Origin of the sequence: Microbacterium sp. ISL-103 (assembly GCF_018613995.1) — a bacterium.
Taxonomy (GTDB): Bacteria; Actinomycetota; Actinomycetes; order Actinomycetales; family Microbacteriaceae; genus Microbacterium.
The window spans coordinates 1-8,664 of the sequence record NZ_JAGGPD010000294.1 but is presented as its reverse complement, the minus strand read 5'-3'; the positions used below and the strand labels follow the sequence as shown (position 1 = coordinate 8,664).

Sequence of the window (8,664 nt, the reverse complement as noted above, 5' to 3'; positions counted from 1 at the left end):
ACCCCGAAACCCGCCCGAACAACCCCAGATCGGACACGCATTCCGGCCTACCAGAATGCTGGGACAAGAGGAGGCGGAAGGGAAGAGGAGGAAGAAGAGAGGGGGAGGAAGAAGAGAGGGGGAGGGAGAAGAAAGGGGGAGGAAGGACAGAGAAGAGGAAGGAGACAGGGAGGAAGAGAAGAGGAAGAGAGGAAAAGAAGAAGAGAAGAAGAGAAGAGGGGAGGAAGCCGTCAGCGCGGCCGCCTCCCCCGCGATCTCAGTCTGCGAAGGTCGACGCGTCGATCACGAAGCGGTAGCGCACATCTGAGGCGAGGACGCGCTCGTACGCCTCGTTGATCTGCTCGGCGGTGATGACCTCGACTTCAGAAGCGATGCCGTGCTCGGCGCAGAAGTCGAGCATCTCCTGCGTCTCGCGGATGCCGCCGATGTTCGAGCCTGCGAGCGAGCGGCGACCGCCGATCAGCGAGCTGACATTGACGGAGAGCGGCTCGGCAGGTGCGCCGACGCACACCATCGATCCGCCCACATCGAGCAGGCCGAGGTAGGCGCGCAGGTCGACGACGGCGCTGACGGTGTTGAGGATCACGTCGAATGATCCGCGCAGCGAACGGAACGTCTCGGGGTCGCTCGTCGCGTAGTAGTGGTCTGCTCCGAGGCGCAGGCCGTCGTCCTTCTTATTCAACGTCTGAGACAGCACGGTCACCTCGGCGCCGAGAGCATGGGCGATCTGCACGCCCATGTGGCCGAGTCCGCCGAGCCCGACGACGGCGAGGCGGGTGCCGGGGCCGACGTTCCAGTGACGCAGCGGCGAGTACGTGGTGATGCCGGCGCACAGAAGGGGTGCTGCGACATCGAGCTCGATCGCGTCGGGGATGTGCACGACGAACGACTCGGTGACGACGACCTGCTCGGAGTATCCGCCCTGGGTCACCGTGCCGTCGCGGTCTTCGGCGCCGTAGGTGAATACAGCGCCGTTCGAGCAGAACTGCTCGTCGCCGCGGAGGCAGTTGCGGCATTCGCCGCACGAGTTCACCAGGCAGCCGACGCCGACGCGGTCGCCCACGGCGTGCTTCGTGACGTCGGAGCCGACAGCGGCGACGGTGCCGGCGATCTCATGCCCGGGCGCGAGGGGGTAGCTCTGCGGACCCCAGTCACCGCGAACGGTGTGGATGTCGGAGTGGCAGATGCCGGCGAACGCGATGTCGATCAGCACGTCGAGCGGGCCGAGGTCACGTCGCTCGATCACGGTCTTCTCAAGCGGTGCGGCTTCGCTGGGGGCGGCATAGGCAGTGACGCGGGTCATCACGGACTCCTCGGTTCGGTTGGTTCATTTCGGCTCGGGTGCGAATGAGCCAGGTCGACACTACTCGCGCGCATCTGTGCGCGACCTCCGCGCGGTCGCTACGGTGGGGCTAAGACTCCGGAGGGGGAAGTCCCATGCGCCGTTCATCTTCGACCGCCCGCCTGATCACGAGTGTGATCGCTCTCGTACTCACGCCGATCGCGCTGATCCTGCTGTCCACAGCCGGAGTGACGATGAATCGCACGTTCTTCGAGTTCGGCGCCAGCGGCGACCTCTCCCGACTGATCGGGCCCCTCCTGCTGCAGGCTCTCGGTCTCGCGCTGCTCATCCTCGTCGTGTTGACAGGGGTCTGGAGCTCGGCAGGCCTGATCGTCGTCGGCGCGTTCAGCCTGCTGCCGCTGATCGTCGCGGTCTTCCCCATCACGCTCTCGTGGCTCTACCGCATCGCGCCGCGGGACTGGGGTGATGGCCTGGTGTACGGCATCCCTCTCGTCGTGCTCGCAGCCCTCGGGGCGATGGGACTCGTGCTCGCTCTCGTCCGCCGCGACCCTCGACCGAAGAGCGGCGCACTGGGTGCGATCGGCCTGATCGTCGCTCCGCTGCTGCTGGCGGCGGGCGCCTGGGCGATCATCTGGGGCATCGCCGACGGAGCCCTCTTCGCCCTGCAGCGTTTCGACTTCGACCTCCGCCCGGGCGCAGCCTTCGCGGTGTTCGCCGGCACACTGCTCGTGGTCGCCGGCATCACGGTGACCCGCTGGTCGCCGTTCGCCCTCATCCTTCCCGCGGTCGTGCTGCTCGTGAGCAGCATCGTTCTGGTGGCAGCTCCCGAGTTCGCCTCGCGGATGCTGTTCCTGCTGCCGCGCGGATTGAACATCGTCGTGCCGAGCGTGCTCCTGTACGGTGGCGGCGCCGCAGCCGCCCTGATCTATCTCGCGTTCACGGCTGTGCTGCTGCGCGTCCGCGCTCAGGCGAGGCTGACCGCGGGCACCCCAGACCAGCCGAGCCCGCAGCACCCGGGGGCGCAGTACCCACCGGCGCCGTACCCACCGGCGCCGTACCCCCCGGCACCGTACCCCCCGGCACCGTATCCCCCGCAGCCCGGCTCATAACCCGATCCGGGCGCCGCGCATACGGCACCGGCCGAGATCTCACGATCCCGGCCGGTGTCAGAGGAGCTGAGACAGCGACGTCAGCGCTTCGCCTTCTTCTTCAGCACCTTCTCGAGCACGGGGGCCTCACCGGATGCGGCGAGCGCGGCGTAGTAGTCGCGGGCCTCGTCCTGGCGTTCGCGCTCGGCGCCCGATGCGATGGGGGCGCGCACGTGCTCGGGCTCATACCCGAACGCGTCGACGAGGTCGAGGGCATACGGCCGAAGCCGCGCGCACAGGCGATCGATGTACTGCGACACGGCGGCGGCGCGCTGCGTCGAGAGCCTGCCGTGGATGAGGTGCCACGCGAGGTGCTTCTCGATCAGCTGCAGGCCGAAGAGGTCTCGCAGCCAGGTCAGGACCTTCTTGGTGTCGGCGTCGTCGACACGGCGGACGGCATCGGTGAACGCCTCCCACTGCAGCAGTTCGCCGTGCGCGCGGGCCGCCTCGATCAGCTCGGCCTGGTTCTCGTTGAACAGCCGGGCTCCGAGCGCCTTGTCCTTGCCTGCCGCGCGCAGACGACCGGCGATGTCGGCCACCATCTGCTGCACGCGTTCGGCGAGCAGCTGGTGCTGCTGCTCCTCCCGCAGACCGTTCTCGACCGAGCGGGCCACCTGACCGAGGTCGACGACAGACTGGCCGAACTGGCGCAGCCCCGCTCCGTGGAACAGCTTGCCCGCGGTCATGCCGACGGCGAACTTGGCGAGTGCCGCGGCATCCTTTCCGGTGAACTGCTTGGCGTAGTCGGTGAGCAGTCTCTTGCCGACGAGCTGCAGCAGCACGTTGTTGTCGCCCTCGAAGGTGACGTAGATGTCGAGGTCGGCGCGCAGGCCCACGAGCCGGTTCTCGAACATGAAGCCCGCTCCTCCGCAGGCTTCGCGGGCCTCTTGCAGAGTGTCGAGCGCGTGCCAGGTCGACAGCGGCTTGAGGGCTGCGGCGAGGGTCTCGAGGTCTTCCCGATCGTCGGGGGTGTCGATGCGACCCGAGAACACGCCGTCGAACTTCTGCAGGAACTCGTCGTGCGCGAAGATCTGCGCGTAGGTGGTCGCCAGACGCGGCAGCAGGCGGCGCTGGTGCTTGCCGTAGTCCATCAGCACGACTTCCTGGCCGTCGGCCCCGTCGAACTGGCGGCGCTGGGTGGCGTAGGTGATCGCGATCTTCAGACCGAGAGCCGATGCCCACGAGGCTGCGCCGTCGAGCGAGACGCGCCCCTGCACCAGCGTTCCGAGCATGGTGAAGAATCGACGCCCCGGGCTGTCGATCGCACTCGAGTAGGTGCCGTCGGCGGCGACATCGCCGTACTTGTTGAGCAGGTTGGTGCGAGGAACCCGGATGTGGTCGAAGCTCAGTCGGCCGTTGTCGATGCCGTTGAGTCCGCCCTTGAGTCCGTCGTCCTCGCGTCCGATACCGGGCAGGTCGACCCCGTCGTCTCCGCGCAGCGGCACATAGAAGCAGTGCACACCGTGGTTCACGCCGTCGGTGATCAGCTGCGCGAACACGGTCGCGGCCACACCATGCAGGGCCGCGTTGCCGAGGTACTCCTTGGTCGCGCCGCGGAACGGCGTGTTGATCACGAACTCCTCGGTGGCGGGGTCGTACGTCGCGGTCGTGCCGACGGCGGCGACATCGGATCCGTGGCCGATCTCGGTCATGGCGAAGGCGCCGGGGATCGACAGGTCCATCACGCCCGGCAGCCACTTATCGTGGTGCTCTGCGGTGCCCAGCTGCAGGATGGCGGAGCCGAAGAGCCCCCACTGCACGCCCGACTTGATCTGCAGGCTCGGGTCGGCGACGACCAGCTCTTCGAAGCCGGCGATGTTACCGCCGTTGTTGTCTTCCCCGCCGAGCGAGGTCGGGAACGCGCGATGCACGGCCTTGTTCTCGACGAGCAGGTGCAGCTGGCTGAGCACGCGCTCGCGGTGCTCGTCCTTGCCGAGCGCGTCGTCGCGCCAGAACGCCGAGTCCTTGATCAGTTCGCGCGCCTCGCGGCGGGTGTCAGCCCACGTGCCCATGAGCAGATCGGTGACGCGCGCGATGTCGATCGTCAGATCGGCATCGGTGCTGTCTGGGTGAGGGCGAGTCGTCTTCGGACGGACGGCGGCGTCGACCATGAGCGTTCCTCTCAGAGGGAAGTAGGGATGCTCTCATGGTAGGTCTGCGACAACCAGGAGCGAAGTGCCCTGTACGCATCCTCCAATCGCGTACCGGCGCACCGCCCGCCCGGATTGTCGTCAGACCACAGTCGTTCTCGCCGAGGGCGACCCCGTGCTCTCACGCCTCGGCGCGGACACCGGGTGGGGCGTCGCTCTTCGCCTGCTCCCACCGTCGCTTCGTGCCGGCGCTCAACCGGGCCCAGGTGCGGTCGCGGATGAAGATCGAGTCGATCGCGATCATGGTGAGGGAGAACCACGGCAGCCCCATGAGCACACCGATCCCGATGTGGAACGACAGGATGCCGACGAGACCGATGAGACGCGTCGGTCGCGTGAGCAGCATCAGCGGGAAGGCCACCTGCAGGATGATCGAGCCCCACGTCGCCGCGACGACCATGGGTCCCCACGTGGTGACGAGATCACCGAGCACCGGCCAGGTGCCGAACCGCGCGGTCTGCAGCGGGTTGTAGACCGCGTAGCCCTCTTCCCAGGGCGTCCCGCCGGCCTTGTACAGCGCGCCGGACGCGTAGACGAAGCAGACCTGCGCCGTCAGCGCCACGAGTGCGAGGTTGTGGAACACCGTGCCGAGCAGCGCGGGCTGGCTGCCGGGCGGGAACCACTCGCCCCTCTTCGCCCGCCGCCTGGCGTCGAGCGACCACCGATGCAAGACGTTTCGGTGTTCCTAATCAGAACCGGTCTACAGGTCGCGCGCAACGACGTCGGCGGCAGGACGAATCGCACGCTACAGCGCGGCGTGACGCCCGACGTCCGCGCGCACGCAGAACCGCCCCGAAGGAGCGATCCTGCGGGGCGGTTCGAGGGGCGGTTCGAGAGGGGGCTCGAGAGGGGGCTCGGGGCGCTACGGAGTGAGCCCGTGTCCGAATCGGAAGAGCGGATCCGCGGTGTCGAAGGGCACGTCGGGACGAGAGCTCGCGACCGCCTGCATCGACCTCGGAAGGTCGAACGGCAACCGGCCCTGAGCGCTGACGACACCACTCAGCACGTCGAGCAGGGCAGCGCCCGAGACACCCCAGTTCACCGTGACGGCGGCGGCCGCATCCGTGATCGGCTGAAGGATCGGCGGGCGGTCTGCGAGCACGTCGACCACTGTCGGCACAGCGGAGGCGACCTGTCGCACGTGAGCTAAGACCTCATCGGGGAAGTCGAGCGATCCCGCATGGAAGAAGTTCTCGAACAACGTGTCGCGCTGCTCGAACGGCGCCTGCAATCGGATGATCGCGAGGTCGGCCTCTTCCGGGGTCGCGACGATCCGTCCGTATGCCGCTGCGACCTCGGCATCGATCCCCTCGACGTAGAGCGCGAGCCCCACGGTGAACGGGAGAGCGCCGGTGTTGGTCAGCACCGTGATGGATGCGCGCTGAGCCGCCTCACCTGCGGCGCGGAACTCGGCGCTGCCGACGATCTCGTCGGCGGCCGCCTCGTCGACGAACGGATTCTCGAAGAGTCCGAGCTCGAACTTCTCGCGCAGGATCCGCCGCGCCGAGACATCGAGTCGCTCTTCGGCGATCGTGCCGTCGGCGACGAGCTCGACCAGCAGCTCCGGGCAGTCCTCGCCGCCGAACTGATCCGCACCCGCCTCGAGCACCTTCACCATCCGCTCGCGCGGCGTCAGCTCTTCCACGCCCCATGCGCGGGCGGGGAACGGCTGCCCGAAGATCTCGGCGTCGTTGATCAGCCCCCAGTCGGTGCAGACGAGGCCGTCGAAGCCGAAGCGCTCGCGCAGCAGACCCGTGATGACCGACTTGTTGAATCCGAATCCGACCTCTTCGAACTCGGTGCCCACCGGCATGCCGTAGTACGGCATCATCTGGCGAGTACCGGCGGCGAGGGCATCCTCGAAGGGCTTGAGGTGCAGCTCGAACTGGCCGCCGGGATACACCTGCTCACGCCCGTACGGGAAGTGCGGGTCCTCGCCGTCTTTCTGAGGGCCCCCACCGGGGAAGTGCTTGGTCATGGTCGACACCGAGCCGGGTCCGAAGGCCTCGCCCTGGAACCCGCGGATATATGCCGCCCCGAGAATGCCCGAGAGCTCCGCGTCTTCACCGAAGGTGGCGGTCTGCCGCGCCCAGCGTGGTTCGGTGGCGAGATCCACCTGCGGGTGCAGGGCGACACGCAGCCCCACCGCCGTATATTCCTGCCGGGCGATATCTGCGAAGCGCTCGACGAGCTCGGGGTCGCGAGTCGCCGCAAGACCCAGCGTCTCAGGCCACTGCGAGAAGGGACCCGCGAGGATCGACGCCCCGGGGTTCTCGCTGAACGAGTGCCGCGGGTCGGTCGACAGGGTGACAGGAATGCCCAGGCGAGTGGACGCCGCCAGCCGCTGCAGCTCGTTCTGCCAGGCGGCGATCTCGCCGCCGGTGGGCGCCGCGCCCAGCAGGTTGAAGTGCGTCATCTGCTTGACCTCCACGAACTCTCGAGCACTCGGGGTGCCGAAGGTCGGATCGGCTTCATCGAGGTCGCCGATCGCGATCATCGTGTGGAAGAACAGACCGGCCTTCTCTGCGACGCTCATCTCATCGAGGAGCAGCTGCACGCGGTCGTCGACCGGAAGGCTCGAATCGAGCCAGGGGCGAGCCGTGGTCACTTCGGTGTCGGTCATGGTCACTTGACTCCCTTGATGCGGTAGACGAGCACGGCACCGGCGAGAGCGACGAGCGCTCCGAACAGGTACCAGGTGGTGTAGCCGCCGAGCGGGGTCGCAGCCCCCAGGGCGATGATGCTCGGGGCGATCGCGGGGGCGATCGACTGCGGAAGCGCGTTGGCGATGTTGAGCACACCGAGGTCCTTCGCCACGTCATCGGGGTTCGGCAGCACCTCGGTGGCGAGGGCGAGATCGACCGAGAGGAACGATCCGGCTCCGAGTCCGATGATGGCCTGGGCGACGATGACGACCGCGATCGTCGGCGCGATGGCGAGGATCACCAGACCCACGACCATGATCAGGCCGGCGATCGCGACGAACGGACGACGCTTGCCGATCCTGTCCGAGAGGAATCCGCCGAGCGGTGCCGAGATGGCCATGGCCGCCATCGAGGCGAGGTTCGCGATGAGGATCGTGCCGACCGCTCCCTGCTCGTCGAGCTCGAACTTCGTCACGAGGTAGAGCGGCAGGAATGTGGCGATGCCGGCATAGCCGAACATCACGAAGAACTTGGTCAGCCAGGTCCATCCGAAGTCGGGGTGCTTGCGGGGGTTGAAGACGAACGAGCCGAAGAACGTGCCGACGGTGAAGCGCGTGGCGGGCTTCTCGGTGAGGCGACGGTCCTTGAGGGTCAGCACGAAGACGATGACGAGGATCAGCGCGATCGCACCGGGCACGAAGAAGCGCTCGAAGTCACCGGGCAGGAAGTTCACGATGAAGCTTCCGGCCAGGATGCCGATGGGCGTGGTGATGCCGATGATGCCCGAGACCTTGCCTCGGCTCGACACGGGAACCTGATCGGGCAGCGTCGCATTGGCGGCGGCGAGCACCGCGTTCATCGATGCCTGCACGAGGCACCAGGCCAGCATGACCACGAGCACGGAGGTGGCCATGCCGATGATCGCGAAGCCGCCGAGGCCGACGATCGCGCCGCCCAGGATCCACGGACGACGCATGCCCCACCGTGACGTCGTGCGGTCGGAGAGCCGGCCGACGAGCGGGTTGGCGATGAGCGCGAACGCCGCGCCGACACCCATCACGAGGCCCAGGCTTCCTTCGGTGTTCACGGGGTCGAGGCGCTGGATCTTGAATGCCATCGACACCATCACCGGCGTGAGCAGTGCCAGGTAGACGCCGAAGTTCACGGCGGCGAGGCCGGGGGTGTAGCCGCGGGGAGTCTTGAACGGGGTGGTGCCGGGTGCTTTGAAGCCGGTGGTACCGACGGCAGCCGCGGTGGCGGCCGATGACAGCTCTGTCACGGGGGATCCTTTCGGGCAAGGTTCGCCGGTCATCTGCGACCGGGCGTGAGGATGACGATACATGAATCTCGACCGTTTGGTAAGTGAATATCTACCGACTGGTAATGAGAGAGAATGAAGAGGGAGAGGGGCGGCGATG

General features: G+C 67.3%; 6 protein-coding genes and 1 pseudogene. 2 read left to right on the top strand and 5 right to left on the bottom strand.

Annotation, left to right across the window (positions count from 1 at the left end):
* The coding region (locus tag J7E68_RS11495; RefSeq protein WP_215172703.1) for a hypothetical protein at positions 1-307 on the top strand (307 nt) is incomplete at its 5' end.
* On the opposite strand, the gene J7E68_RS11490 is transcribed toward J7E68_RS11495, so the two are convergent.
* Complete coding sequence (locus J7E68_RS11490; RefSeq protein ID WP_215172701.1) at positions 257-1,303, bottom strand: NAD(P)-dependent alcohol dehydrogenase; 1,047 nt, start codon at positions 1,301-1,303, stop codon at positions 257-259. The genes J7E68_RS11495 and J7E68_RS11490 overlap by 51 nt on opposite strands.
* A gap of 134 nt (positions 1,304-1,437) precedes the next feature.
* Between J7E68_RS11490 and J7E68_RS11485 the strand changes: the two genes are divergently transcribed.
* Positions 1,438-2,412: a hypothetical protein gene (locus J7E68_RS11485; protein WP_215172699.1), complete on the top strand. Its 975-nt coding sequence runs from the start codon at positions 1,438-1,440 to the stop codon at positions 2,410-2,412.
* A gap of 80 nt (positions 2,413-2,492) precedes the next feature.
* Here J7E68_RS11485 and J7E68_RS11480 read toward each other — a convergent pair whose 3' ends face one another.
* The 4 genes and pseudogenes from J7E68_RS11480 to J7E68_RS11465 form a co-directional block, all read right to left on the bottom strand.
* Positions 2,493-4,562: an acyl-CoA dehydrogenase gene (locus J7E68_RS11480; protein WP_215172697.1), complete on the bottom strand. Its 2,070-nt coding sequence runs from the start codon at positions 4,560-4,562 to the stop codon at positions 2,493-2,495.
* A 160-nt stretch (positions 4,563-4,722) separates the two neighbouring features.
* Positions 4,723-5,265, bottom strand: a pseudogene (locus tag J7E68_RS11475) (HTTM domain-containing protein); the annotation flags it as partial.
* A 198-nt stretch (positions 5,266-5,463) separates the two neighbouring features.
* On the bottom strand, positions 5,464-7,224 hold the full coding sequence (locus tag J7E68_RS11470) for a glycoside hydrolase family 3 protein (protein ID WP_215172695.1): 1,761 nt from the start codon (positions 7,222-7,224) through the stop codon (positions 5,464-5,466).
* 2 nt (positions 7,225-7,226) lie between these two features.
* Positions 7,227-8,525: an MFS transporter gene (locus J7E68_RS11465; protein ID WP_215172693.1), complete on the bottom strand. Its 1,299-nt coding sequence runs from the start codon at positions 8,523-8,525 to the stop codon at positions 7,227-7,229.
* Positions 8,526-8,664: the final 139 nt, after the last annotated feature.